General features: G+C 59.6%; 21 protein-coding genes. 15 read left to right on the top strand and 6 right to left on the bottom strand.

The annotated features are described in order from the left end of the window. Positions 1–21: 21 nt before the first annotated feature. On the bottom strand, positions 22–1,212 hold the full coding sequence (locus tag G6K99_RS19790; RefSeq protein ID WP_062459309.1) for a glycine C-acetyltransferase: 1,191 nt from the start codon (positions 1,210–1,212) through the stop codon (positions 22–24). A gap of 747 nt (positions 1,213–1,959) precedes the next feature. Here G6K99_RS19790 and G6K99_RS19785 point away from each other — a divergent pair. Then, positions 1,960–2,361 (top strand): response regulator, encoded by a 402-nt coding sequence (locus G6K99_RS19785; RefSeq protein WP_062459305.1) that lies wholly within the window; start codon positions 1,960–1,962, stop codon positions 2,359–2,361. 111 nt (positions 2,362–2,472) lie between these two features. On the opposite strand, the gene G6K99_RS19780 is transcribed toward G6K99_RS19785, so the two are convergent. The 3 genes from G6K99_RS19780 to G6K99_RS19770 all read right to left on the bottom strand — a co-directional run bounded on the left by G6K99_RS19780 (position 2,473) and on the right by G6K99_RS19770 (position 4,045). After that, entirely contained in the window at positions 2,473–3,462 is a 990-nt protein-coding gene (locus tag G6K99_RS19780; protein WP_113166133.1) for a sensor histidine kinase, read from the bottom strand. A gap of 13 nt (positions 3,463–3,475) precedes the next feature. Beyond that, positions 3,476–3,706: a hypothetical protein gene (locus G6K99_RS19775; RefSeq protein ID WP_062459299.1), complete on the bottom strand. Its 231-nt coding sequence runs from the start codon at positions 3,704–3,706 to the stop codon at positions 3,476–3,478. A 129-nt stretch (positions 3,707–3,835) separates the two neighbouring features. Beyond that, positions 3,836–4,045 carry a cold-shock protein gene (locus tag G6K99_RS19770; protein ID WP_062459297.1) on the bottom strand — a complete coding sequence of 70 codons (210 nt, stop codon included), beginning with the start codon at positions 4,043–4,045 and terminating at the stop codon, positions 3,836–3,838. Between the two features lie 446 nt (positions 4,046–4,491). Between G6K99_RS19770 and rsgA the strand changes: the two genes are divergently transcribed. The 9 genes from rsgA to G6K99_RS19725 all read left to right on the top strand — a co-directional run bounded on the left by rsgA (position 4,492) and on the right by G6K99_RS19725 (position 16,564). After that, the gene (gene rsgA, locus G6K99_RS19765) at positions 4,492–5,493 is read left to right on the top strand and encodes a ribosome small subunit-dependent GTPase A (RefSeq protein ID WP_174197590.1); all 1,002 of its coding nucleotides are present in this window, start codon (positions 4,492–4,494) and stop codon (positions 5,491–5,493) included. A 553-nt stretch (positions 5,494–6,046) separates the two neighbouring features. Beyond that, entirely contained in the window at positions 6,047–7,630 is a 1,584-nt protein-coding gene (locus G6K99_RS19760) for a peptide ABC transporter substrate-binding protein (protein WP_244473984.1), read from the top strand. A 57-nt stretch (positions 7,631–7,687) separates the two neighbouring features. Beyond that, entirely contained in the window at positions 7,688–8,611 is a 924-nt protein-coding gene (oppB, locus tag G6K99_RS19755) for an oligopeptide ABC transporter permease OppB (RefSeq protein ID WP_062459288.1), read from the top strand. Further along, entirely contained in the window at positions 8,604–9,737 is a 1,134-nt protein-coding gene (locus tag G6K99_RS19750) for an ABC transporter permease (RefSeq protein ID WP_092663301.1), read from the top strand. Before oppB ends, G6K99_RS19750 begins: the two co-directional genes overlap by 8 nt. A gap of 1 nt (position 9,738) precedes the next feature. After that, positions 9,739–11,340 (top strand): ABC transporter ATP-binding protein, encoded by a 1,602-nt coding sequence (locus G6K99_RS19745; protein WP_174197588.1) that lies wholly within the window; start codon positions 9,739–9,741, stop codon positions 11,338–11,340. Between the two features lie 415 nt (positions 11,341–11,755). Then, positions 11,756–12,859: a branched-chain amino acid ABC transporter substrate-binding protein gene (locus G6K99_RS19740; RefSeq protein ID WP_174197586.1), complete on the top strand. Its 1,104-nt coding sequence runs from the start codon at positions 11,756–11,758 to the stop codon at positions 12,857–12,859. A 388-nt stretch (positions 12,860–13,247) separates the two neighbouring features. Further along, positions 13,248–13,796: a TRAP transporter small permease subunit gene (locus G6K99_RS19735; protein ID WP_062459277.1), complete on the top strand. Its 549-nt coding sequence runs from the start codon at positions 13,248–13,250 to the stop codon at positions 13,794–13,796. Positions 13,797–13,817: 21 nt separating this feature from the next. Further along, positions 13,818–15,386, top strand: coding sequence for a TRAP transporter large permease subunit (locus tag G6K99_RS19730; protein WP_062459274.1), 1,569 nt, complete (start codon positions 13,818–13,820; stop codon positions 15,384–15,386). 62 nt (positions 15,387–15,448) lie between these two features. Beyond that, entirely contained in the window at positions 15,449–16,564 is a 1,116-nt protein-coding gene (locus G6K99_RS19725) for a TRAP transporter substrate-binding protein (RefSeq protein ID WP_062578270.1), read from the top strand. A gap of 158 nt (positions 16,565–16,722) precedes the next feature. Here the strand turns inward: G6K99_RS19725 and G6K99_RS19720 are convergent, their stop codons facing one another. Both G6K99_RS19720 and G6K99_RS19715 read right to left on the bottom strand, forming a co-directional pair. Then, positions 16,723–17,109 (bottom strand): SgcJ/EcaC family oxidoreductase, encoded by a 387-nt coding sequence (locus tag G6K99_RS19720; protein WP_244631542.1) that lies wholly within the window; start codon positions 17,107–17,109, stop codon positions 16,723–16,725. Next, positions 17,096–17,821, bottom strand: coding sequence for a GntR family transcriptional regulator (locus G6K99_RS19715; protein ID WP_062459260.1), 726 nt, complete (start codon positions 17,819–17,821; stop codon positions 17,096–17,098). Before G6K99_RS19715 ends, G6K99_RS19720 begins: the two co-directional genes overlap by 14 nt. 204 nt (positions 17,822–18,025) lie before the next feature. Between G6K99_RS19715 and G6K99_RS19710 the strand changes: the two genes are divergently transcribed. From G6K99_RS19710 to G6K99_RS19690, 5 genes are read left to right on the top strand one after another with little or no spacing between them, the layout of a single operon-like run. After that, positions 18,026–19,858, top strand: a complete 1,833-nt coding sequence (locus G6K99_RS19710; protein ID WP_174197583.1) for a gamma-glutamyltransferase family protein — start codon at positions 18,026–18,028, stop codon at positions 19,856–19,858. A gap of 32 nt (positions 19,859–19,890) precedes the next feature. Beyond that, positions 19,891–21,411, top strand: coding sequence for an ABC transporter substrate-binding protein (locus G6K99_RS19705; RefSeq protein WP_174197581.1), 1,521 nt, complete (start codon positions 19,891–19,893; stop codon positions 21,409–21,411). A gap of 15 nt (positions 21,412–21,426) precedes the next feature. Beyond that, positions 21,427–22,467 carry an ABC transporter ATP-binding protein gene (locus G6K99_RS19700; RefSeq protein WP_113166351.1) on the top strand — a complete coding sequence of 347 codons (1,041 nt, stop codon included), beginning with the start codon at positions 21,427–21,429 and terminating at the stop codon, positions 22,465–22,467. Next, entirely contained in the window at positions 22,464–23,594 is a 1,131-nt protein-coding gene (locus G6K99_RS19695; protein ID WP_174197579.1) for an ABC transporter ATP-binding protein, read from the top strand. The genes G6K99_RS19700 and G6K99_RS19695 overlap by 4 nt, the downstream gene beginning before the upstream one ends. Before the next feature lie 4 nt (positions 23,595–23,598). After that, a complete protein-coding gene (locus G6K99_RS19690; protein ID WP_062459249.1) occupies positions 23,599–24,540 on the top strand; it encodes an ABC transporter permease in 942 nt (313 codons plus the stop codon). Positions 24,541–24,576: the final 36 nt, after the last annotated feature.

Genomic DNA, 24,576 nt, shown 5'->3' with positions numbered 1-24,576 from the left:
GGATCGGTTCGGGCCGGGCGTCTACTCGATCACGCGCAGTTCCCTGCCGACCTCTTCGAACGCCGCAATGGCCCGGCGCACATCGTCCTCACTATGCGCCGCAGACATCTGGGTGCGGATACGCGCCTGGCCTTTCGGTACGACCGGGAAGGCGAAGCCGACGACGTAGACACCCTTTTCCAGCATCCTCGCCGCCATGTCCTGCGCCAGCGACGCATCGCCGAGCATGACGGGAATGATCGGATGCCCCTCGCCCGCCAACGTGAACCCAAGCTTGCTCATTTCATCGCGGAAGAGGCGGGAATTGGCTTCTAGCCGGGCGCGCAATGCGTCACCATTGTCGATCAGGTCAAACACCTTCAGCGAGGCGCTCGCAATCACCGGAGCGAGGGTGTTGGAAAACAGATAGGGACGCGAGCGCTGGCGCAGCCAGTCGACCACTTCCTTCTTGCCGGACGTGTAGCCGCCCGATGCACCGCCGAGCGCCTTGCCGAGCGTGCCGGTGATAATATCCACCCTGCCCTCGACGCCGCAATGTTCCGCCGAGCCGCGACCGTGCTTGCCGACGAAGCCGACGGCGTGGCTGTCATCGACCATGACCATGGCGCCATATTTCTCGGCAAGGTCGCAGACGCCCGCAAGATTGGCGATGATGCCGTCCATCGAAAACACGCCGTCTGTGGCGATCATCTTGAACCGGCTGCCTTCGGCCTTTTTCAGTTCCTCCTCCAGCGCCGCCATGTCGTTATTGGCGTAGCGGAAGCGTTTCGCCTTGGAGAGGCGCACTCCGTCGATGATCGAAGCGTGGTTGAGTGCGTCCGATATGATCGCGTCCTCCTCGCCGAGAAGCGTCTCGAACAATCCACCATTGGCATCAAAGCAGGACGAATAGAGGATCGTATCCTCCAATCCCAGAAACTTCGAAATCCGGTCTTCGAGCTGCTTGTGCTCTTCCTGCGTCCCGCAGATGAAACGCACAGATGCCATGCCGTAGCCGTAACGATCCAGCGCGTTCTTGCCGGCCTCCACCAGTTCGGCGTTGTCGGCAAGGCCCAGATAATTGTTGGCGCAAAAATTCAAAACCTTGCGACCAGATGCGACTTCGATCTCGCCGGCCTGTTTGGAAACGATCACCCGCTCGGTCTTGTAGAGACCCGAAGACCTCAGACCCGCAAGTTCGGTGGAGAGATGTGCGAGGAACGCGTTGCTCATTGTGAATGCAACCTTGTTTGCCTCCGACGCATCCGCGTCGCGGCTTGGAGAAATTCGGGTATGGGACAGGAGAAGCGCGTTGACGCTCCTACCTCCCCTGCCTCGACCTTGGGCCGCTCGGTCCGTTTGCCGGACGGTGAAGCAAAGATCGAAGGCTTACGATGGTCACGCGGCCGAGGGTGCAAACCCCTTTTGGCAAGTGGTCTTTAATTCATCCAATGACATTACGTCTAGATCAAGCGCGTTGAGAAGATCGTTCTCAGCCGCGAAATCACGCCCGTACATGGCCGAGAAGATCCGGACACCGGCTTCGTGGAGCCGGTACCGGTCTCGTGACATGAATCCTGCGCGTTGCAGCAAGGCGCGCGACGTACGTGCGCCGAACCACGCCGCACATCTGAATACAACCATGTGTTCAGATGTCCGGTAGGGTGCATTCCTGTCTTGTGGTCGGCGGCTGGCAGCGCAATGACCAACATGTTTGCGCCGTACCCCTGGGCGGCCGCTTCGGTCACCGCCGTGGCGTTGCAAGCGCCGCCGATCGCCCATCGGCTACAAAAGATTGTCCCCACACCCGAAGCAGACCAAAGGATACTGCCATCTCCTTGCTACTCACCGAAAGCTGCCACTGCCACTGCAATCCAACGCACTAGCCGGAAAGGCCAATGCAGTTGTCTGATACCCACTGCGTTTTTTGGAACGATAACCGCGTCGGTCTGTTGTAGGGCCACATGCAGGGAGTGGGACATGCGCAAAGTACTCGTGGTGGACGACGAGGTGTTGATCCGGATGACGGTCACAGACGCCCTGGAGGATGCGGGGTTCGAGGTCATAGAAGCCGGCACGGTGGACGAGGCCCTGGACAAGATTGATGACGGGACCATTCACTTCTTGTTCACGGATATCCAGATGCCCGGCCTTCTGACGGGTGTGGACCTTGCCCACGAAGTCGCCGCTCGGTTCCCTCACGCCGGGATCGTGGTTGCCTCCGGTCGCATCACGCCCGGTGAGATCGATCTGCCATCTTCGGCACAATTTTTCTCCAAGCCGTATGACCTTGATCTGATCGTTGCGCGCTTCGAGTCGATGTCGAAAAGCGCTGATCAGCGCGCTTCATCTAGCCATGTTTCCGAAACAAGCGGACGCTAACTTATTCACCGGCAACCGAGGCGACCGCGCAGACGTTCAACGACAAAACAGCTGCGCGTTAGCCCGTCGGTTTTCCGGCGCGGGCTTGCGGCCGAGGCCTTTTCCAAGCGGTCAAGAGGCAAGCCGGCTCGTGTCGATGATAAGCGTGACCAGCGCTCCGTCCGGTGTCCAGTTATAGGAGATCGTTCCTCCAAGGTGAGCGGACATGGTACGGTCCAGCATTCTGCTACCGTAGCCGGCCGGGCCCTGTGGGAAGACAACCTCGGGCCCGCCCTGCTCAATCCAGGTCACCATCAGATTGTTCTCCTCGACCGATCCGGACACATCCAGTGTTCCGGTGCCGACTGACAGGGCGCCGTATTTCAGTGAATTCGTGGCGAGTTCGTGGATCACCAGCGAGAGGCCTGTGGCTGCCGCCTCTCCCACGCCCATCCTTGGAACTGCTACCCGAATACGGCCAGCAAACGCCGCCGTCTCGTCATAGGGGGAGAGCAAGATCGTGATCAGGTCACCGAGAAGAGCGGCCTTGCCCTGCCCGCCAGGTAAAGGCCGGACAAGGTCGTGAGCACGGCCGAGAGCGGTTAGCCTTAGAGTGAGCTGTGAGGTCATATCGGCGATCGAACTCGAGGACCGGGATGTCATCTGCGTCAGCCCTGACGCGATGGCGAGCAGGTTCTTGACCCGGTGGCTCATTTCTCCGGCGAGAAGCTCATGCCCTTCTTCAGCCTGCTTGCGGCCTGTGACATCGAGAAAGATGCCGGTCATCTGCCGAGCCAGAATATCCTCATCGCTCCCCTGACCGCGTGCTGAGATCCAGCGAACTTCAACATCGCTCATGATCCTGAAGTCGATCTCGTAAGGTCCAACGACGGCACGTGTTGCCGAGAACGCTGCCCTCACACGATCGCGGTCGGCCGGATGGACCTTGGCCGACAGGTCCTCAAAGGACAGGACGCCATCGACCTCCAAATCCCATAGAGCATATCCACGCTGGTCCATCGTGAACGCGTCCGTATCGACGTTCCAGGTCCACAGCGCCACGCCTGCCGCCTTGATCGCGCGTCGCAGCTGACCGGATGTCCACTCGGTGTTCTGGTCCATCAAGATGGCATCCTTAAAGGTCGGACTTGCGGGCGCGCATTGCGATCAGGCCTGCGGATGCCTTGGCGATGTCGTCGGCATCCTTCGCGAGGCGTGCCTGCCGCAGCCTTTGTGTTTTCGTCTCGCGCGCCGCAACGAGGGAGTCCATTTCCGCGACGGCGTGATTTCGGGCAAAGAACTGCGTCTGCGTGTTGCCGAAGGCAATCTCGGCCTGCTGTCTGGATTTCGAATGGGTCTGTGTCATGGATTTTCCTGTGGTTGAGCCTGCTTTGAGCGAGCCAACAAAAAAGGCCAGGCTATAAGCCCGGCCTCTCAGATAACTTGGTGTCGTCGGTGCCAGTACATCCGTGGTCAAGGACGAAACCAGGTACGATTAGGCAGCCTGAAGGTTGCAGGCCGACATCTTGCCCGACTTCGCGTCGCGCTCGAGTTCGTAGCCAAGCTTCTGGCCTTCTACGATTTCGCGCATTCCCGCGCGCTCGACGGCAGAGATGTGGACGAACGCGTCAGCGCCGCCGTTGTCAGGCTCGATGAAGCCGAAACCCTTGGTGGAATTAAACCATTTTACTGTGCCTGTGGTCATGATGAACCCTTTCAAAGCAATGTTGAGTGACCGTAGGACCGAAGCCGAACGGATGAGTGTAACGATTGATTTTGAGAGGGAAGTTCGTTCAGAGCGCGGTGCCAATCGCGCGGTAACCAAAGTTCAGCAAGCAAAAGATCGATAAACCAAAGATAGAGACGAAGGGCCGCCAAGTCAACCTTTAGTTTTGACCTGCTCTGCAGACCCGTCCCGCACGACGAGGTTCGTTAGGGCTTGTCCGCCAACCGCCCCGCGCATACAGTCTGAAGAGGATGGTTCTGTATGCCAGCGTCCAAAAGAACTTGCCTCCGTCCGCGACGCACCGACGCTCATAGACTCTTTTCGGCCAAACTTCTCGCGCAGCCAAGGGAAACCGAAGCCAATAGGCCCCGTCCAACCCTAACAGCTCCAAAGATTGCGACCTTCCTTTGATCGACCCCCTTCACATGACAGCGCTTAAACGACTTGGTTGGTCGGACTTCTTTTCGGATCAGCTCACATCCGATGAAGACGAACTCGCGCCGCGGCGCATTGCCTCCGTCCACCGGTCGCGCGTGGAGGCTATTGATGCCGGTGGTCCGGCCGCCCTCGAGCTCCCAGCCAACGCCAACACAGCCGATTTCGCGGTCGGCGATTGGATCCTCGCCGACCCGATCAGCGGCATGCTGGTTCGCCGTCTCGAACGGAAAACTCTCTTTCAACGACGTGCGGGGAACGACACGATCCCGCAACTGGTTGCTGCCAACGTCGATACCCTGTTCATCGTGACGTCCTGCAACGCCGAATTCAACCTTTCAAGGCTGGAACGGTATCTGATCCTGGCCGAACAAGCCGGGAGCAACCCGGTGATCGTCCTGACAAAGGCGGACACGACCGAAGACGCTGACGTCTTCCGGGTCCAGGCGCAGGGACTGCAGCCTGGCCTGCCCGTTATCCTCCTGAACGGACGCTCGGTAGAGGCACGCGAACTCCTGGCGCCGTGGTGCGGCGAGGGACAGACCTGCGCGCTCGTGGGATCGTCGGGCGTTGGGAAATCAACCCTGGTCAACTCGCTCGTCGGGTCTCAGTCGGACACACAGAAGACCGGCACGATCCGGGAATACGACTCGCAGGGCAGACACACCACGACGGCACGATCGCTGCACGCGCTACCGGGTGGCGGATGGGTGATCGATACACCCGGGATCCGGACGCTGTATGTAAGTGATGTTGCCGACGGTATCGATGTCTTCTTTTCCGATATCGCCGAACTGGCATCGCAGTGCCGGTTTCGCGATTGCAGCCATGTCCACGAACCCGGATGTGCCGTTCAGGCTGCAGTCGCAAGCGGAGAACTTGCAGGCGATCGTCTCGACCGGTGGCGAACCCTGGTCACCGAAAATCGGGACAGGACGCCGGTCGTCAGCGGTCCACACGGCAACAAGATCTACAGAAGAAAGCGCCACTAGGCGCGACCTGCCGCATGCTTGGCCGAAGCGCTTTGTTGAAGGGATGAGCCGCGGAGCGTGCAGATTCGTGACGCTTTGCCTCATCGGCTCGTTGCCCGTGATAGCCGACGCTACACCGTCCCCGATGTTTGAGAGCCGCTGATGGGGTGCCGGATCGTCATATTGCGAGAGGCGCATATGGCAGTCCGATGATGCCCAACCATGCCCTCCCTGATTGTATCGAGATAGATCGGTGGAAACCGCTTTCATTTGTGCTCCTGCAATAAAATTACTCCAGGCACCCTGATCGCGACACCATGGTATTCGCTGCTCGGTTTACCTGAACGTAAAATGTCGCTGCTTTCTCGATTCACGGTCTGGCGCGGATGCCAGGTCAGGATACCCCGGCTATCGCCCCTGCAGGACCCTGCAATTATGAGGTTAGTCGAGGCGCACGGATATACACTCCGCATTTGAGTCGAGAGCAAAAAAGCCTTGCGGTTCCGATATTTCTGGCATTCACTCGCCCAATCGGACGGAAAACCAGGAGGATAACGGTATGTCATCTCGTCTCATGCGTGCGGCAGCGGTCGCTTTGCTCGGATCAACTCTGCTGGCTGGGGCACCGGCATTTGCTGAAACGGTGCTTCATCGTGGCAATTCCGGCGAACCGCAAACGCTCGATCAGGCCCAGACCTCGATCAATATCGAAGCCTTCATTCTGAAGGATCTTTATGAAGGTCTGACGATCTACGACGCGGCGGGCAAGATTGTACCGGGTGCAGCGGAGTCGTGGAAAGTCTCCGAAGACGGACTGACATACACGTTTAAGCTGCGTGAGAATGCCAAGTGGTCCGATGGCTCGCCCGTCACGGCGCAGGATTTCGAATTCTCGTTCAAGCGCGTGGAAGATCCGAAGACCGCCGCGAAATATGCGAACATCCTCTACCCGATCAAGAACGCGGAAATGGTCAACACCGGCAAGGCCGATCCGAAGGAACTCGGCATCAAGGCCGTCGATGACAAGACGTTCGAGATCACCCTCGAGCGCCCGACCCCCTTCTTCCTTGAACTTCTTGCTCACCAGACTGCCCTGCCTGTCTCCAAGGCAAGCCTTGAGAAGAACGGCGCCGATTTCGTCAAGCCAGGCACGATGGTGTCGAACGGGGCCTTCCAGCTCGTCAGCCATGTGCCGAACGACAGCCTCGTTGTCCAAAAGAACCCCAATTTCTGGGATGCCGCCAACGTCAAGCTCGACAAGGTGATCTTCTACCCGATCGACGACCAGGCCGCATCCGTCCGCCGCTTCGAGGCGAAGGAAATGGATCTCGTCTACAACTTCTCCGCCGACCAGATCGAGCGGCTGCGATCGGCCTACAAGGACCAGGTGCACGTGTCGCCGACGCTTGCGACCTATTATTACGTCTTCGATGGCCGCGAGGCTCCCTTCAACGACGTTCGTGTCCGCCAGGCCCTGTCCATGGCCGTCGACCGCGATTTCCTGGCCAAGAAGATCTATAGCGGGTCGCAGCTTCCCGCCTATTCGCTGGTGCCGCCGGGCATGGCGAACTATGGCGAACCTGCCAAAGCCGATTTCGCAGAACTTTCCCAGCTCGACCGCGAAGACAAGGCGATCGAACTGATGAAGGAAGCCGGTTACGGTGAAGGCGGCAAGCCGCTGAATATCGAGGTCCGCTACAACACCAACCCGAACCACGAACGTGTCGCCACCGCCGTTGCCGACATGTGGAAAAACACGTTCGGTGCCAAGGTGACGATGAGCAATCTCGATGTCTCCTCGCACTACGCCTATCTCCAGGAAGGCGGCAAGTTCAACGTGGCACGTGCCGGCTGGGTTGCCGATTATGCCGATCCGGAAAACTTCCTCGCCTTGAACCTCTCGACCAACAAGACCTTCAATTACGGGCATTACGAGAGCAAGGAATTCGACGATCTGATGAAGAAGTCGTATGCGGAAACGGATCCGGCTGCGCGATCGAAGATCATGCATGAGGCGGAAACAATCCTGATGCGCGACCAGCCGATTGCTCCCTTCCTGACCCAGGCCGATCTGTGGCTTGTTTCGGACCGCATCAAGGGCTGGCAGGACAATGCTGCCAATGAACACCTGAGCCGCTTCCTGAGCGTTTCCGAATAATCGACACGGGATGGCGTCCGACAGCGTTTCGGACGCCATCCCGCAGGAGACTACTGCATGCTGTCTTTTATCCTGCGCCGCCTTGCGAGCGCCGTCCCGACGCTTTTCATCGTCGTGACGATCTCCTTCTTCCTGATGCGTTTTGCTCCGGGCGGTCCCTTTAACCTGGAACGTCCGCTGCCACCCGCAACGATGGAAAACATCATGCGGACCTACCAGCTAGACCAGCCGTTATGGCGTCAATATCTCACCTATATCGGCAATGCCGTGCAGGGTGATTTCGGTCCAAGCTATATCTACAAGGACAACACCGTCGCGGAACTGATCGGAAAAGGCCTTCCCTACTCCATTGAACTCGGTTTCTACGCTCTGCTTCTTGCCCTGATTGGCGGCGTGACGCTCGGCACGATCGCGGCCCTGCGCCAGAACAGCGTGCTCGATTTTTCCATCATGACGCTCGCGACGATGGGTACGACGATCCCGAATTTCGTCGTCGGCCCGGTTTTGACGCTGATTTTCGCAATTCTTCTTGCGCTGTTGCCGGCCGGTGGCTGGGGAGATGGTTCGTTCTCGTTCCTGCTCCTGCCGATGATCGCACTGGCGCTGCCGCAGCTTGCCGTTTTCGCCAGGCTGACGCGCGGATCGATGATCGAGGCGCTGCATGCCGACCATATCCGCACCGCGCGCGCTTATGGCCTTCCGGCAAGGATCGTCGTCATCACGCATGCCATGCGCGGCGCCATGCTGCCGGTCGTCTCCTATCTCGCACCCTGTGCCGCCGCATTGATGACCGGCTCGGCCGTCGTCGAGACCATCTTCACCATTCCGGGCGTCGGCCGTTATTTCGTGCTCGGCGCGCTCAATCGTGACTATACGCTGGTCATGGGCACCGTCGTCCTGATCGCCATCTTTGTTATCGTCTTCAATCTCCTGGTCGACCTTCTCTACGGCCTGCTCGATCCGAGGGTCCGTCATGACTGATATCGCCAACGATCCGCCTTCCACCCCGCCCCAGAGCACAAGCCGCAGTCTTTTCCAGCTTGCCGCCATCCGCTTCCGTCGCAACAAGGCGGCGATGGGCGGCTGCGTGATGCTCGTTCTGATCGCGCTCTTTTCCTATCTCGGCCCACTTTTTGTGCCTCATAGCTATGACCAGGTCTTTTCTTCCTATGTGACGGTGGCGCCAAGTCTCGAGCCGCGGCCAGACGAGGCATCGCTGGAGGGCGCCATGCAAGGCGTCGCGACTCGCGCCCGCGTCAACCTCGACGCGTTCGAGGTGACGGGCCAGATCTTTTCCGCGACCATCAGCGCCGAGGATCCGATCGACCCACGCACGACGCGTTATTTCGACCGTGCCAACGAGTTCGACGACACCAAGGTAGTGGCGACCGAAAAAGACGGGCGCGTTCTCAAGGTCGAAGGGAATGTCAGCCGGGAATACTTCCTGTTCGGCACGGATCCGAACGGCCGCGACCTGCTTGCCCGTGTCATGCTCGGCGGCCAGATCTCGATTGCCGTCGGCGTGCTGGCCAGCCTCGTCTCGCTTGGCATTGGCGTGCTCTACGGCGCGACCGCGGGTTATCTTGGCGGCCGTGTCGACAATGTCATGATGCGCTTCGTCGAAATCCTCTACTCTCTCCCCTTCGTCTTTCTCGTCGTCGTCCTGGTCGTCTTCTTTGGTCGTTCCTTCATCCTGATCTTCCTGGTGATCGGTGCTGTGGAATGGCTCGACATGGCGCGCATCGTGCGAGGCCAGACGCTGGCGCTGAAGCGCCGGGAATTCGTGGGCGCTGCCCAAGCGCTCGGCCTGAGCGACTGGCAAATTATCCGCCGGCATATCATCCCGAACACGATCGGACCGGTGATCGTCTTCGTCACCGTCGTGGTTCCGAAGGTAATCCTCCTGGAAAGCTTTCTGTCTTTCCTCGGGCTCGGGGTTCAGGCGCCACTGACCAGCTGGGGCGCTCTGATTTCGGAAGGCGCCAACAATATCCAGTCGGCACCCTGGCTCCTGATCTTTCCCTCTATCTTCTTCGTGGCAACGCTGTTTTCGTTGAACTTTATCGGCGACGGCCTGCGCGACGCGCTCGACCCGAAGGATCGCTGACATGACCGATCAAAAAGACACCATTCTCTCGATCCGCGACCTGAGAGTGAATTTCACGACGCCGGATGGCACGGTCAATGCGGTCAAGGGCATCGGCTTCGATGTCCGTGCCGGCGAGACGCTCGCCGTCGTCGGCGAAAGCGGCTCCGGCAAGAGCCAGACGATGATGGGCATTATGGGCCTGCTCGCTGGAAACGGCACCGTCACTGGCTCCGCCGCCTATCGGGGCAAGGAACTGGTCGGACTGCGAAATAACGAGCTCAACAAGATCCGCGGTGCCAAGATCACGATGATCTTTCAGGAACCGATGACCTCGCTCGATCCGCTTTACACGATCGGCCGCCAGATCGCCGAACCGATCGTCTACCACCGCGGCGGCAGCCGGAAAGCGGCCCGCAGCCGCGTGCTGGAACTCTTGGAACTGGTCGGCATTCCCGATTCCGCCCGCCGCATTGACAGTTACCCGCATGAACTGTCCGGCGGCCAGCGGCAGCGCGTCATGATCGCCATGGCGCTTGCCAACGAACCCGACGTCCTGATCGCCGACGAGCCGACGACGGCGCTTGATGTGACGGTCCAGGCGCAGATATTGAAACTGCTGCGCTCGCTCCAGGAGCGTTTCGGCATGGCGATTGTGCTGATCACCCACGATCTCGGCATTGTCCGGCATTTTGCCGAACGTGTCGTCGTCATGCGGCGCGGCGAAGTGGTGGAACAGGGAGCCACATCACAGATCTTCGAGGCTCCGACTTCCGCCTATACCCGCATGCTGATCGATGCCGAACCGCAGGGTCGCAAGCAACCGCCGGCGGAAAACGCGCCGATCATCCTGGAGGGACGCGATGTCACGGTCGATTTTCCGATCGGCCGCGGACTTTTTTCGAAGGGTCCAAAGAGTTTCCGGGCCGTCGACGGCGTCACCGTCAAGCTCAGGCAGGGCCAGACGATCGGTATCGTTGGTGAGTCCGGCTCGGGGAAGTCGACGCTTGGGCGCGCGCTGCTCCGGCTTCTCCACAGCGATGGTCATTACCGCTTCGACAAGACCGACATCTCCGGCTTCGACCGTCGGCAGATGCGGTCCCTGCGCAAGGAGATGCAGCTCGTCTTCCAGGATCCCTTTGGGTCTCTCTCGCCGCGTCAGACAGTCGGCGAGATCATCACCGAAGGTCTGCTCGTCCACGAGCCTTCGCTGAACAAGGCGGATCGAGACCGGCGTGCGATCGCCGCCCTGACCGAAGTCGGGCTCGATCCCCAGGCGCGCAATCGCTACCCGCACGAATTTTCCGGCGGTCAGCGCCAGCGCATCGCGATTGCCCGCGCGATGATCCTCAAGCCGCGTGTGGTTATCCTCGACGAACCGACCTCGGCACTCGACCGGTCGGTGCAGGGACAGGTGATCGACCTCTTGCGCAAGCTGCAGTCCGACCACAACCTTTCCTACGTCTTCATCAGCCACGACCTTGCCGTGGTCAGGGCCATCGCGGATCATGTGATCGTCATGAACAACGGAAAGATTGTTGAGGAAGGCGATACGGACGCGATCTTTGACGCCCCGAAAGCCGATTACACAAGGGCGCTGATCGGAGCCGCTTTCAGCATCTGAGTCGCCACTATCAGCAATATGCCCACCGTCGTTGTCTTCGAACCGCGGCGCAGTGTCGAGAAAGACACGTATCCGCCTGATCGCCGGCGGGGCGCCATGGACGGCTGCTCGAATCATGGGTTGGTTCCGTCGTGTGAGTTGCCGGCATGAAAGGGCACGGCTGCAGCCGCCCATCACGTCGCCACAAGAAGGCGTGAATTATTCAATCAAGAGGTCACTGCTTCCGGTTATCTTCTTGCGTCACCGTCCCAATATTTCTAGGAAAATTGTCGGACGCACGGAGAAGCTCACTATGGCCACGCGCGGACCGGACGCGCCCTCCCTCTTCCACCAGTCATGGCATTGCCGACGGTTTGAGCGGGTTCGGCGCACGATTAGCACGCGGGTCGGGAGGTCCGCATCCCAGGAGACTGACATGACATTGAAGACAATCACTGCGGCACTCGCTGCCACATTCGCATTCGCCCCGCTTGCCTACGCAGACATCACGGTCGGCCTCATCGCGCCGCTGACCGGCCCGGTTGCTGCGATCGGCGCGCAGATCAAGAACGGCGCGGAAACCGCGGTCGAGGAAATCAACAAGAAAGGCGGCGTCAACGGCGAGAAGATCGTGCTCAAAATTGTCGACGATGCCGGCGAACCCAAGCAGGGCGTATCTGCCGCCAATCAGCTGATCGCCGACGATATCCGTTTCGTGGTTGGCCCTGTCACATCGGGCGTCTCTATCCCCGCCTCGGTCGCGTTTGCCGAAAACGGTGCACTGATGGTTACCCCGACAGCGACTTCGCCGGAACTGACCGCGCGTGGGCTTTCCACCGTGTTTCGCACCTGCGGCCGGGACGACCAGCAGGCGGACGTTGCCGCGAAATTCGTGGTCGAGAAATTCAAGGACAAGAAGATCGCCATCCTCAACGACAAGGGGCAGTATGGCAAGGGTCTCGCCGATGCCTTCAAGGCATCGCTGAATGCGGCCGGCATCACGGAAGTCTTCAACGACGCGCTGACGGCGGGCGACAAGGATTTTAGCGCGCTGGTGACACGCCTGAAGTCGGAAGGCACCGAAGTCCTCTATTTCGGCGGCTATCACCCGGAAGCAGGCCTTCTGGTGCGCCAGATGAAGGATGCCGGCATGAATGTGCAGTTGATCGCGGGTGACGGCCTTTCCAACAGCGAGTTCATCACCACCGGCGGCGACGCAGCCAACGGCACGATCTTCACCAACGCTGCCGACGCGCTGAAGAATGCTGACAGCAAGGCCGCGGCCGATGCGTTCATTGCAAAGAAGATCCCTGCCGAAGCCTTTACCCTCAACGCCTATGCAGCCGTCGAGGTCATCGCCGCCGGCATCGCCAAGGCTGGCAGCACCGACGACGCTGAGGCAGTTGCTGCAGCGCTCAAGGATGGCACCGGTATCAAGACTGCCATTGGCGAACTGACCTACGGTGAAACCGGCGATCTCAGCTCGCAGAGCTTTTCCGTCTACAAGTGGGAAGACGGAAAGACGGTTGTGGCCGAATAAGGCCGCTCCGGATCTGTATTGCGACGGGCGCCCTAGGCGCCCGTTTGCTTGCCGTCGGTGCACTATCCGTCGATTGTCGCCCGAAGCGACGGCGGATGCAACCAGGTCTCTTTTCTCAAAGTCACTGATTTGACGACAGAAATCGCTCGTCATGCGCGTCACGCGTTCATGCTGCATGCGAAAAGAATAAGCGTCGAAATCGAGAATCAGCGGGGACGTTTGCGCTCCCTGCGTCACTGTCTGTTCCAGCGCATAGCAACGTGTATCGAAGCCTTTTCCCAGACCGCTAGATTGGCCTCTTGTCATAATGCTCTTGTCGCGTGTGATTTGCGGCGATAGTAGTGCATGGGACAGCTGCCTTCGGGCAGCTTGCCTGGGAGGGTTTGTAATGTCTGGTCTACTCGCCGTGTCGCGCGCTATCGACGCGATGAACACGCTTTTCGGTAAAGCCGTTTCATGGCTTTTGTTGGCGGCAGTGCTGATCAGCGCCATCAACGCAGTGACCCGAAAAGTCTTCAATCTGAGCTCAAATGCCTGGCTCGAGGCGCAATGGTACCTTTTCTCCGCAGCCTTCCTGTTGGCGGCGGCCTGGACATTGCTGAGCAGCGAGCACGTCAAGGTCGATCTGGTCTATGGCCAGCTCCCCAGACGGGCGCAGCTTTGGATCGAGGTGTTCGGGACAATCTTCTTCCTGATGCCGTTCTGCCTCGTCACCATCTACCTGTCCTGGCCGATCGTCATCGCCAAATATGTGAGCGGAGAGGTCTCCAACAATACCGGTGGGCTGGTGCTGTGGCCAGTCTGGGCCATGATCCCGATTGGTTTCGGCCTGCTGGCACTCCAGGGACTGTCGGAACTGATTAAACGGCTAGCGATCCTCAGCGGTGCGATGCCCGACGCCGTCGCTCTCGCCGACGCCGAAGCGCAAGCGCTCTAATTCGTAGCAGGATACGCTCATATGTTTGCATTCTTTGCGGAAAATCTCGCGCCGATCATGTTTCTATCACTGATCGTCGTGTTGCTGCTTGGTTATCCGGTTGCCTTCGCACTCGCCTTTGTCGGCTTTGTCTTCGGTTTCATCGGCATCGAAATGGGCCTTTTGCCCATCAACCTTTTCGGAGCGATCCCTGACCGCATCTTCGGGCAGATGTCGAACGAGACGCTGCTCGCCATTCCTTTCTTCACCTTCATGGGGCTGATTCTCGAACGAAGCGGAATGGCCGAGGATCTGCTCGATACGATCGGCCAGCTGTTCGGCCCGATCCGCGGCGGGCTCGCCTTCGCGGTCATCTTCGTGGGCGCCATCCTTGCAGCCACCACAGGCGTCGTTGCGGCCTCCGTCATCTCGATGGGCCTGATCTCGCTGCCGATCATGCTGCGATATGGTTACGACCGACGGGTCGCGGCCGGCACGATCGCAGCGTCGGGAACGCTTGCCCAGATTATTCCGCCCAGCCTCGTGCTGATCATTCTGGCCGACCAGCTCGGCCGCTCGGTCGGCGACATGTACAAGGGCGCACTCGTGCCCGGTCTCATGCTGGTTGCCGCCTATACCGGCTACATCATCCTGATGTCTTTCCTGCGTCCGGCAAGCGTGCCGGCTCTTCCCATCGAGGCGCGATCGCTTCGTGGCTGGAAGCTTGTGGCCAAGGTCATCACCTCGCTCGTGCCGCCGCTCGTGCTGATCTTCCTCGTTCTCGGCACAATCTTTATCGGCCTTGCGACGCCGACCGAAGGCGGCGCGATGGGCGCAGTCGGTGCTCTGCTTCTTGCAGCCTTCAATCGCAAGCTTACGCTGGCGATGGTGAAGTCGGCCCTTTACGCGACAGCGAAACTGTCCTCCTTCGTGATCTTCATCTTGCTCGGCGCGCGCGTGTTTTCGCTGACCTTCTACGGTGTCGACGGTCACGTCTGGGTCGAGCACCTGATGACGTCGATCCCGGGCGGCGAGATCGGGTTCCTGATCGTTGCCAATCTGCTCGTATTCTTCCTGGCCTTTTTTCTCGATTATTTCGAGCTGGCCTTCATCATCATCCCGCTGCTGGCACCGGTTGCCGATGCGCTCGGCATCGACCTGATTTGGTTCGGCGTGATGCTGGCAATCAACATGCAGACCTCGTTCATGCATCCGCCGTTCGGGTTCTCGCTGTTTTACCTGCGCTCCGTCGCTCCGACACGGGCCTACAAGGATCGCATCACCGGTGCGACAATCCAGCCGGTCACATCCGGCCAGATCTACATGGGCTCCCTGCCCTACCTGGCGATCCAGCTTGTCATGGTCGTCGTCGTCATCGTCTTTCCGGGTCTCGTCACCCACTACAAATCAGGATCTGCCGTCGTCGATCCATCGACGATTGAGCTCAACGTACCGATGCCGGGTGCCGATGGCGCTAACCCGTTTGGAACACCGACCCAGCCATTCGGCGCACCGGAGCAGTCTTCCGGCGATCCCGCCGCCCCGGCCGTCGATATCCCTGCACCAGATTTCGGTTCCCCGACGCCAAGCTTCGGCGCACCGAAAAACTAGACACACGCTTTGATCGCACAGCGTGCGTTCGATACTGCCGAACCTGAGGAGGAGGAAACGCAATGACGGAAACCATCAACAGACGCAATTTCCTGACGAAAGGCGCAGTCGGAGGGGCGGCAACAGTCGCCGCGACCGCACTCGCCGCACCGGCGGTTGCCCAAGAACTGCCGAGCATCAAATGGCGCCTGACATCGGGCTTCCCGAACAACCTCGACACGATTTACGGCGGCGCAACCGTCATGGCGGAGACGCTGTCGAAGATCACCGACGGGAAATTCCAAATTCAGGTGTTTCAGGCCGGCGAACTCGTACCCGGACCGCAGGCGATCGATGCGGTGAAGGCGAACACCGTCGAAATCGCTCATACCTGCGGATACTATTTCACCGGCAAGGATCCGACATTTGCGATCGGCTCGACCATCCCCTTCGGTCTCAATGGTCGTCAGCAGAACGCCTGGCTTTACCACGGCGGCGGCAACGAGGCTTATAACGAGTTTCTCTCTGCCTATGGCGTGGTTGGCATCCCCGGCGGGGCCACCGGTGCCCAGATGGGTGGATGGTTCCGCAAGGAGATCAAGGGCGTCGCCGACCTCAAGGGTGTCAAGATGCGCATCGCCGGTGTTGCCGGCGAAGTGATGTCTCGGCTCGGCGTGGTGCCGCAGCAGCTACCGGGGGGCGATATCTATCCGGCTCTCGAGCGCGGAACAATCGACGCGGCCGAGTGGATCGGCCCCTATGACGACGAACGCCTCGGCTTCTATCAGATTGCGCCGAACTACTACTATCCGGCCTATTGGGAAGGTGGCCTGACGATCCACTTCTTCATCAACAAGGCACAGTATGAGGGTCTGCCTCCCGCCTACAAGGCCGCACTCGATGCCGCCTGCAAGGCGGCGAACATCAACATGCAGGCACTCTACGATGTGAAGAACACCGCGGCGATCCGTTCGCTCGTCGGCAAGGGCGTCAAACTGCGACCGCTGCCACGCGATGTCATGGATGCCGCCTACAAGACGACGTTCGAACTCTACGCGGAATATAGCGCCAAGCACCCGGCATGGGCAAAGATCTATCCGGGCTGGAAGAAGTTCAGGGACGAGTCCTTCGAGTGGTTCCGCGTCGCCGAATACAGCTATGACAGCTACATGTACTCCGCCCAGGCCTCGGGCAAGTAACAAAACCGGAGGTCGGCTTTAAGGCCGGCCTCCGCACTTTTGGTAAGACTTAGCGAATGCATCGAGCTCCCTGCCTTGTTCACAGATTTGCAGGTGATTAAATATTTGACGTCAACGTTCTAGGCCAATCACCATGGTGACGAACCAAAGGCAAGACTTCACATCTCGACCTGCGAAACGTGGTTGAGGGCGATCAGCCACCTTCCTTCGCGCTTGCGCATCAGCCGCGTGTTCACTCCCGTCTGATTTCCCGCTGGGCGGATCAGCTCGTAGTTGCTGATGAGCTGCGCTGCGTCATCGCACAGGATTTCGATGCGGATATTGGAAAAGGTCAGCTGACCTTGCGAACCCTCGGACCCGCCATAATCGCTGATGTAATGGTCGAGCGTCGCCTGCCAATCCTTCTGGACGCGGCCGCGGGAAACAAAGACGACATCCGGGTTGGCAAAGCCAGCCATGTAGCCATGAAAGTTGCCGGTATTCCACGCTTGCTGCATGACGCCAATGACGTCGCGGATGGCCTGTTTTTCATCATCCTGCGTCATCATGAGCCTCCTTATTATCCAGCGGATCATTGTCCTGGATGGTCTTTACCTTCTGCTGCTGACGCCTGACCAAAACCTCCTGCGCAGCGGACACCAAATGCCGCCTCAGCGCGTTTTCGGCGGCTTTCGCATCCTGCTCGAGAACCGCGTCAACGATTTGCTGATGCTCGTCACACGATCGTTTCAGACGCCCTACGTCCTTCAGCTGATATTTCCGGAAGGGTGCAAGCTTCAACCGCAGCGTTTGCGCTGCACTGATCAGATCCCTGTTGTGGCAACCCTGAAACAGCAGACTGTGAAACTCCGTGTTGACGGCGTTGTAGCCAACGTGGTCTCCATCCTGTGCGAGGCCGTTCATCTCACGATGCATGGCTTCCAGCTCAGCCCGTTCGCGCATCGTCATGCGCTGGGACGACAGCCTGCCGCATGTCGCTTCCAGTTCCGCCATGGCCTCGAACATTTCGTCGATGCGCTCCGTAGAAATCTGGGTGACAATGACGCCCTTAAATGCTTCCCGCTCGGCCAGTCCCCGGCCGCACAGGATGCGAAGAGCCTCACGGACGGGCGTGCGAGACACCTGGAACTGGACCGCGAGAGAGTTCTCGTCGAGCCTCGATCCAGCAGCAATTTCCCCGGTAATCACAGCTTCTTCCAGCTGGTCGGCGATAACATCGCTACGAGCTTTTTTCAGTGGCGTCCGTCCATCCAGCATAGGTTTCCTTCCCCACAAGGTCACACACCATCCTATCGCGACGAAAGTAAATTACACAACTGACTTGCCATGCACCCGAATAATATACAATGTGTCCACAGAGGACGGGATTGTATCCCAAAGGGACGTTGGAGGCAATTTGAGTGGAGATAGACAATGGTCCTGTCTCCGCTGCCGCCTTCACACGAGGAGTGAGTGAAGCAAATGACATTTACCACTCGACCGGAACTGCGCGGCACCTTTGGGGCAGTTTCGTCGACCCACTGGCTGGCTTCGACCGTTGGTATGTCTATTCTCGAAAAAGGGCACACGGCGTTCGATGCGGCCGTGGCAGCTGGTTTCGTACTGCAGGTGGTGGAGCCGCACCTGAACGGCCCCGGCGGCGAAGTTCCCATTATCGTCACCCCAGCGGGCGCCGATGCTCCGGTTGTCATTTCCGGTCAGGGCCCATCTCCTGCGAGGGCGACCATTCAGTATTTCAAGGAACTTGGTCTGGACATCATTCCCGGGACAGGGCTTCTCGCAGCCTGTATCCCGGGCGCTTTTGGCGCGTGGCTGACGCTTTTGCGGGACTACGGACAGGCTGGACTCGAGGAGGTTCTTGCCCCGGCGATCTACTATGCAAGGACTGGTCACCCGCTGGTGCCGCGCATCGCAAACACGATCGCATCGATGCAGGAGCTGTTTCAGACGCACTGGCCAACATCGGCCGCCGTCTATCTGCCAGGCGGTGCCCTGCCCCAGTCGGGCAAGCTCTTTCGCAACCCGCACATTGCAGACATGTACCAACTGATCCTCGATCAGACGAAATCGGCCGGCAGCCGCGAGGCGAGGATCAATGCCGCCCTGGATTTCTGGTATCGCGGACCGGTTGCCGAACAGATCGAGCAGTTCTGCGAAACGCAGGAAGTATGGGATGTCTCAGGCCGACGACACAAGGGCCTGATCACAGCGCAGGACATGGCAGACTATACGCCATCGATCGAGAAGCCGGCGGCGGTAACTTACGGCGATTGTGAAGTGTTCAAATGCGGACCTTGGTCTCAAGGGCCGGTCCTCTTGCAGATGTTGCAGATCCTCAAGGGAACCGACATCGCGGACCTTGACCCGATGGGCTCAGAGTTCGTGCATCTCGTTGTTGAAACCGCGAAGCTTGCCATGGCTGATCGCGAGGCCTGGTACGGCGATAGCGTCGACGTGCCGATGGCGACACTCCTGTCTGCAGATTACGCCGACATCCGTCGCGCTCTGATTGGTCGCTCTGCATCTCTTGAGGTGCGTCCAGGCTCGCCTGACGGTCGCAACCCCAACCTGCCGCCCCTGCGCGCTGTGGGTACAATTATGCAGCCCGGGCTTGGCGGCGGCGAGCCGACGGTCGCGCGCGAGCAGCCGTTGCCCAACGACCGGCAGGGTGAACCGGCGCTGACCCGCGAGGGTGCTCAGCGCGGCGATACCGTGCAAGTCAGCACTATCGACCGATGGGGCAACATGGTTTCTGCCACGCCGTCCGGCGGGTGGTTCCAATCGAGCCCCGTCATTCCAGGTCTCGGCTTCAGCCTCACGACCCGCGGCCAGATGTTCTGGTTGGAGGAGGGTCTCAACTCGTCGCTGATGCCATCGACAAGACCCCGCACGACCTTAACGCCCACCACCGTCTTCCGCGATGGCAAGCCCTACATGGCGTTGGGAACTCCGGGCGGAGATCAGCAGGACCAGTGGCAGTTGATCATGCTGCTGCGCCACTTGCACAAGGGAATGAACCTGCAGGAGGCGATCGATGCTACGTCATTCCATACCGATCACCTGCCGAGCTCCTTCTGGCCGCGAGAAATCAGCCTCGGTGCGGTGACGCTTGAATCACGCTTCTCCAACTCGGTCTGCGAAGAGCTGGCTGCACGCGGTCACAAAATAACGGTCGGCGACGCGTGGTCGGAAGGGCGTCTGTCGGCAGTTGCCCGCGAAATGGACGGTGACGTGCAACTCGTAAAGGCCGGCGCCAATCCGCGGGGCGTACAGGGCTACGCCGTTGCCCGATGAATGAGACTTTTCGAATAAGAGAGGGAATAGCGATGAAACCACACTATCTCGCACTGGCCGCCACACTGGCGCTTGCAGGCATTCAGGCAACGGCCGCCCCGGCGGCCGCACAATCGACGCTCAATATCGGCCTTCAGGACGATCCGGATACGCTCGACCCCGCAACCAACTGGAGCTTCGTTGGTCGCCACGTTCTTCAGTCGCTGTGTGACAAGATCGTCGATATCGATGAGAAGGGTGAGATCATCCCGATGCTGGCTGCCAGCTGGAAATGGGGTGACGACAGCAAGACATTGACGCTGAAACTGCGCGACGATGCCGTCTTTCATGACGGAACGAAGGTCGACGCCGCCGCCATCAAGTACAATCTCGAGCGGGCTCTCAATGCCAAGTTCTCGCGCCGCAAACCCGAAATCAGCTCCATCAGCACCGTCGACGTAGTCGATCCGACAACCGTCCAGATCAACCTGAAACAGCCATCGGTACCACTGCTGGCAGCTCTCAGCGACCGTGCCGGGATGATCGTTAGCCCGACTGCAGCTGAAAAGCTCGGTGAGAAGTTCACCGATGCTCCCGTCTGTTCAGGCCCCTACACCTTCGCCGAACGCGTGATCCAGGACCGCATTGTCCTTGCGAAATTCCCAAAATACTACAACGCCGACAAATACCACTTCAATCGGCTCGTTTATCGCGGCATGCCCGACTCGAACGTGCGGCTGCTCAACCTTCGTTCCGGCCAGCTCGATCTGATCGAACGGCTCGCTGCGACCGAAGTCGAAGCCGTGAAGGCGGATTCATCGTTGGCCGTGGAGCCGGTCGTCGGACTTGGATATTACGGCGTGACATTCAGCATTGGTGGCGAGGGGGCTAACCTCGATGCCGGCAAGAAGGCAGCAATCCGCGAGGCGTTCAGCCTTGCAATCGACCGCCAGGCCATCAGCGATGTCGTATTCGACGGTCAGGCGAGCATCGGCAACCAGCCGTTCCCGCCGTCAAACCAATACTACGATAAGAATTTCCCGCTTCCGGAGCGGGATCTGGACGCTGCCAAGAAGAAGATGCAGGAAGCCGGCGTCGAATCCGTCGATCTTGAACTTCTGGTGCCCACTGACGCCGAACGTCAGCAGGTTGCCCAGCTTATCCAGGCGATGGTTGCCGAAGTCGGAATTAACGTCTCGATCAAGCCGACAGAGCTGATGACCCTGCTCGACGTTGCTCGCCAGGGCAAGTTCCAATCGCATCTCGTCGGCTGGAGCGGACGCGTCGATCCAGACCTCAACATCACGCCGATGCTGTCTTGCGGTGCTCCGACCAATGACGCGCATTACTGCAACGAGGAACTCGACGCGATCCTGGCGAAAGCCCGCGCATCGGGAGACGTCGAGACCCGCAAGGCAGAATACAGCAAGGCAATCGCGATCCTCCAGAAGGACCTTCCGATCGTCTACATGTATCATTCGCAGTGGATCTTCGCGCACAATTCCAACATCACCGGCCTTGCGCCCGCTCCGGATGGCATCATCCGCCTGAGTGGTGTGAGCCGGAAGAATTGATGGCTTAAGGCTGTAATGAGCACCTCACCTGATCTCATCCAAGACAAGTCAGCCCGATCGGATCGGGCTGACGACCACGCGGCCTTGGTGCTGCGGGTCGATGATCTGCGTGTCGTCTTTGAAGACGACACGCGTACCGTCACTGCCGTCGACGGCGTTAGTTTTGACGTTCGAAAAGGGCGCACGCTCGCGATCGTTGGCGAGTCCGGCAGCGGCAAGAGCGTGACCTCCCTGGCCGTCATGCGCCTCCTCCCCGAACACACAGCACGCGTGTCTGGCAGCATCAATTTCGCCGGTCGCGAGTTGCTCGAGGAAACGACGAGCGGTATGCGCAGCCTGCGCGGCAACCGGATGGGAATGATCTTCCAAGAGCCTATGACCTCTCTCAATCCCTCCTATACGGTCGGCGAGCAAATCAACGAAGTCATCCTGCGTCACCGACAGATTTCGAAGAAAGAGGCGACAGAGCGCGGCATCGCCATGCTGAAGCTGGTGCGTATCCCATCACCGGAAACGCGTTACCGCCAGTATCCGCACAATCTCTCCGGTGGCATGCGCCAGCGCGTGATGATTGCCATGGCGCTTGCCTGCGAGCCGGAACTGTTGATCGCCGACGAACCCACGACGGCGCTGGACGTGACGATTCAGGCCCAGGTCCTCGAACTGATGGGGGAACTGCGGCAGAAGACCGGAACTGCCATCGTTCTCATCACCCATGATCTTGGCGTTGTCGCGGAATCCTGCGACGACGTGATCGTCATGTATGCCGGTCAGGTTGTCGAGCAATGCTCAGTCGAAGACCTCTTCACCTTTCCCCAGCATCCTTACACCGTTGGTCTTCTCGGATCGTTGCCGCGTCTGGACGAGAAGCGAGAACAGCTTGTCGCCATCACCGGCACGGTCCCGGACATGGCCAACCCACCGTCCGGTTGCCGGTTTCGGGCGCGATGTCCGTTCAGCATCGACAAATGCGCCGAAATGCCCACCCTGATGGAAATATCCCCAGGTCACCTCAGCCGCTGCTGGCGTGCGCCATTGCAGGACCTCGTCCCATGAGTGAAGCCCTCTTGAAAACCAAGACGCCGATCATCGAGGCGCGTCACCTTGGCAAGAATTTCGTCGTCAAGCGCAGCGTCTTCGGCCGGCCCTTGGCGTCCGTCGGCGCTGTCGACGACGTGTCGTTGTCCCTGATGCCCGGCGAGACGCTGGCAATCGTCGGCGAATCCGGTTGCGGGAAGTCGACGCTCGGCCGGTTGTTGATGCGCCTCATCCAGCCGACCGACGGTCAGGTCCTGATCGATGGTCAGGATATCACCAACATCAGCCATGCGGCGATGCGCCGGCAGCGCCGGCATGTGCAGTTGATCTTCCAGGACCCTTACGCTTCGCTCAATCCGCGCATGACGATTGCCCAGACAATCGGCGAACCGCTGATGCTGCACGATATCGTGCCGCCAATCGAGCGGGCTCGACGCGTTGCGGAACTGCTCGAAATGGTCGGCCTTCGTCCAGAGCAGGCCAGCCGATATCCGCATGAATTCTCTGGCGGCCAGCGTCAGCGCGTGGTGATTGCGCGTGCGCTTGCCTCCGAACCGAAGGCAATCATCTGCGACGAGGCCGTGTCTGCCCTCGACGTGTCGATCCAGGCGCAGGTCCTGAACCTTCTGAAGAGCCTGCAGAACCGATTGGGTCTGGCGTTCATCTTTATTTCGCACGATCTGAGCGTCGTGAAACACATCGCCGACCGCGTTGCGGTCATGTATCTCGGCAAGATCGTCGAGATCGGGACGTCGGACGAAATCTTCGCGACCCCGCGCCATCCCTATACCCGGGCGTTGCTGTCTGCCATTCCGGTCGCCGCCCCGCCCAGCCAGCAGCGTTCGAAGGAAGCGCGCCTGCATGGCGATCTGCCAAGCCCGATGTCGCCTCCGCAAGGTTGCAGGCTGCATACGCGATGTCCCCACGCGCGACCCGAATGCACGGCGGTCAGCATGGCGCTCGATGTTGAGGCAAGCGGCCATGCGAATGCCTGTGCGTTCTGGCGAGAGCTACCCGAACTCGATACGGCCGAGATCACCCGAGAACCTCGCGATCCGAAGCTGGAAAAGCTGTTTGCGGCCTTCGAAGCGATGGCGGCAGCCCGGATGACGACCACGCCCTCCTCAACCGTGACCGGAGGCTAATTCCTTGACCTCGCTTCTTGCACGTCGTCTGCTGCAGCTCATTCCGACCATCGTCTTGCTGTCGCTGATCATCTTCTCGCTCCAGCATCTGCTTCCTGGTGACCCGGCGCTTGTGCTTGCGGGTGAAAGTCCGGACGAAGCGACGCTAGCCGCAATCCGCGCCCAGTATCATCTCGATCAGCCCTTGCTCGTGCAATATCTCTACTGGGTGAAGGGCGTCCTGACCGGCGACCTTGGGCAATCCATGCGCCATAATCGCCCGGTTCTCGAACTTATCCTTCTGAAGCTGCCCGTGACACTGCAGCTCGCCGTGATGGGAATTGTCCTTGCTTTGGTGTTTGGCATTACCGGAGGTGTAATTTCGGCGCTGCGCCAGAACACTCCGGTCGATTACGCCACCAATGTCGTCTCGCTGGCCGGCATCTCGCTGCCGAATTTCTGGCTTGGCATCATGCTGATCATGTTCTTCTCGGTGTACCTTGGCTGGCTTCCCGCCTCCGGCTTCGTCAGCCCGTGGGAAGACCTGAAGATGAACCTGATGACGACGATCATGCCCGCCTTCGTTCTGGGCACCGGGATCGCCGGCGTCATCATGCGCCATACCCGCGGCGCCATGTTGCAGGCGCTGGAAAGCGACTATGTCCGCACCGCCCGGGCCAAAGGTCTAAGCGAGTGGGTCGTCGTATTTAAGCACGCAATGCGTAACGCGCTGACGCCTATCATCACGCTCGGTGCGCTGGAGTTCGGCGCCCTGCTATCCGGCGCCGTGCTGACGGAACAGATCTTTACGATCCCCGGCTTCGGGAAGCTGATCGTCGATGCGGTCTTCACGCGCGATTATCCTGTGGTCCAAGGCGTGGTGCTTGTCACCTCGCTGTTCTACATCACCCTCAACCTGCTGGCCGACATCGGGTATATCCTTGTTAACCCGAGACTGAGAGGCTGACCGTGCCAACGATCGCAACGACCAAACCTGCTGTCT

The organism is Neorhizobium sp. AL 9.2.2, from assembly GCF_013317225.1.
Classification (GTDB): Bacteria; Pseudomonadota; Alphaproteobacteria; order Rhizobiales; family Rhizobiaceae; genus Neorhizobium; species Neorhizobium soli.
Note: the sequence above shows the minus strand (reverse complement) of the source record. Positions and strands in the feature narration are given on the sequence as shown.

Bases quoted from the DNA above. Each gene is read 5' to 3' on its own strand.
- G6K99_RS19790 (WP_062459309.1), bottom strand. From the start codon at position 1,212: ATGAGCAACGCGTTCCTCGCACATCTCTCCACCGAACTTGCGGGTCTG.
- G6K99_RS19785 (WP_062459305.1), top strand. From the start codon at position 1,960: ATGCGCAAAGTACTCGTGGTGGACGACGAGGTGTTGATCCGGATGACG.
- G6K99_RS19780 (WP_113166133.1), bottom strand. From the start codon at position 3,462: ATGGACCAGAACACCGAGTGGACATCCGGTCAGCTGCGACGCGCGATC.
- G6K99_RS19775 (WP_062459299.1), bottom strand. From the start codon at position 3,706: ATGACACAGACCCATTCGAAATCCAGACAGCAGGCCGAGATTGCCTTC.
- G6K99_RS19770 (WP_062459297.1), bottom strand. From the start codon at position 4,045: ATGACCACAGGCACAGTAAAATGGTTTAATTCCACCAAGGGTTTCGGC.
- rsgA (WP_174197590.1), top strand. From the start codon at position 4,492: ATGACAGCGCTTAAACGACTTGGTTGGTCGGACTTCTTTTCGGATCAG.
- G6K99_RS19760 (WP_244473984.1), top strand. From the start codon at position 6,047: ATGCGTGCGGCAGCGGTCGCTTTGCTCGGATCAACTCTGCTGGCTGGG.
- oppB (WP_062459288.1), top strand. From the start codon at position 7,688: ATGCTGTCTTTTATCCTGCGCCGCCTTGCGAGCGCCGTCCCGACGCTT.
- G6K99_RS19750 (WP_092663301.1), top strand. From the start codon at position 8,604: ATGACTGATATCGCCAACGATCCGCCTTCCACCCCGCCCCAGAGCACA.
- G6K99_RS19745 (WP_174197588.1), top strand. From the start codon at position 9,739: ATGACCGATCAAAAAGACACCATTCTCTCGATCCGCGACCTGAGAGTG.
- G6K99_RS19740 (WP_174197586.1), top strand. From the start codon at position 11,756: ATGACATTGAAGACAATCACTGCGGCACTCGCTGCCACATTCGCATTC.
- G6K99_RS19735 (WP_062459277.1), top strand. From the start codon at position 13,248: ATGTCTGGTCTACTCGCCGTGTCGCGCGCTATCGACGCGATGAACACG.
- G6K99_RS19730 (WP_062459274.1), top strand. From the start codon at position 13,818: ATGTTTGCATTCTTTGCGGAAAATCTCGCGCCGATCATGTTTCTATCA.
- G6K99_RS19725 (WP_062578270.1), top strand. From the start codon at position 15,449: ATGACGGAAACCATCAACAGACGCAATTTCCTGACGAAAGGCGCAGTC.
- G6K99_RS19720 (WP_244631542.1), bottom strand. From the start codon at position 17,109: ATGACGCAGGATGATGAAAAACAGGCCATCCGCGACGTCATTGGCGTC.
- G6K99_RS19715 (WP_062459260.1), bottom strand. From the start codon at position 17,821: ATGCTGGATGGACGGACGCCACTGAAAAAAGCTCGTAGCGATGTTATC.
- G6K99_RS19710 (WP_174197583.1), top strand. From the start codon at position 18,026: ATGACATTTACCACTCGACCGGAACTGCGCGGCACCTTTGGGGCAGTT.
- G6K99_RS19705 (WP_174197581.1), top strand. From the start codon at position 19,891: ATGAAACCACACTATCTCGCACTGGCCGCCACACTGGCGCTTGCAGGC.
- G6K99_RS19700 (WP_113166351.1), top strand. From the start codon at position 21,427: ATGAGCACCTCACCTGATCTCATCCAAGACAAGTCAGCCCGATCGGAT.
- G6K99_RS19695 (WP_174197579.1), top strand. From the start codon at position 22,464: ATGAGTGAAGCCCTCTTGAAAACCAAGACGCCGATCATCGAGGCGCGT.